The 1,174-nt window shown below is 43.4% G+C and carries 1 protein-coding gene and 1 pseudogene; one reads left to right on the top strand and one right to left on the bottom strand.

All coding sequences use genetic code 11. The features are described 5' to 3' along the window. A pseudogene (locus A3729_RS05190) lies at positions 1–533 on the top strand (L-aspartate oxidase); the annotation flags it as partial. 33 nt (positions 534–566) lie between these two features. Here the strand turns inward: A3729_RS05190 and A3729_RS05185 are convergent. Then, positions 567–1,174: response regulator (locus tag A3729_RS05185; protein ID WP_231877341.1), on the bottom strand; the 608-nt coding region annotated here is incomplete at its 5' end.

The following is a 1,174-nucleotide window of genomic DNA, read 5'->3' as shown; positions in this document are numbered from 1 at the left end:
CTGATGTTAATCAACTCTATGCAGTTGGCGAGGCGTCGTTCACGGGTTTACATGGCGCAAACCGAATGGCCAGCAACTCCCTGACTGAATGTATCGTTTATGGACAGGCAGCAGCCAATGATATCAATAGAAAGTCTGCAGATATTCCCGAGCCACCCGATGCCCCTTTATGGGATGAGTCCCAAGTAACCGATTCTGACGAGGATGTTGTAATTTCGCATAATTGGGATGAGTTAAGGCGCTTTATGTGGGATTACGTCGGCATTGTTCGAACGAATAAGCGGCTTCAGCGAGCAAAGCACCGTGTTGATCTTTTACATCAAGAGATACTTGATTATTACAGTAACTACAGCGTGACGAATGACCTGTTAGAACTAAGAAACCTTGTCACGGTTGCAGACCTGATCATTTGCTCCGCAATCCAGAGAAAAGAAAGCCGAGGCCTTCACTATACACTAGACTACCCGGAGCGACTCCCCAGTGCCAAGGATACGGTTTTAACCCCCACTAATTATTCCACCCGAGACTGGTAAACCGAACTAGAACTTTATATCGGCTTACTTAGTTTAGGAAACCTGCTCATCGTGTTTTGGAGCAAGCCACCGACGAATGGTCTGCTCTAACTTATCTTTTTCCACCGGTTTGCTCAAATAGTCATCCATACCGGCCTCTATACACTTCTCGATATCACCTGACATAGCATTAGCAGTAACAGCAATGATTGCGGGCTGCACAAGCCCTTGAATAGCCCTAATATTACGAGTAGCCTCTAGACCATCCATTCTTGGCATTTGCCAGTCCATCAAAATCAAATCGTAATGAGATTTTTGAACAGCCTCCAGTGCTTCAACACCATCGTTGGCGATATCAGCTTTCAGATTCAAATAGTCAAGCATTATCATCAATACCTGCTGATTAACCTTATTATCTTCGACGACTAATATTTTACTATGAGGCGCAAAGCCCAAGTCTTCACCATGTTGAACATTATCAAGCTTGATGTTATCGCTCTCATGACTTCCATCATGACAGGTAATTTCTGCTAATAATTCATCATACCTTAGTGGTTGAGACAAAAAGCTGATTCTAAAACGCCCTGAGAAAGAAGGATCTTTAATCTCACTGCATTCATCCTTATCAGTCATTAAAACAGTTTTATGGTTTTTAAGGGGGT

The organism is Oleiphilus sp. HI0043 (genome assembly GCF_001634935.1).
The sequence above is the reverse complement of the archived record's forward strand: the minus strand, read 5'-3'. Positions and strand labels throughout refer to the sequence as shown.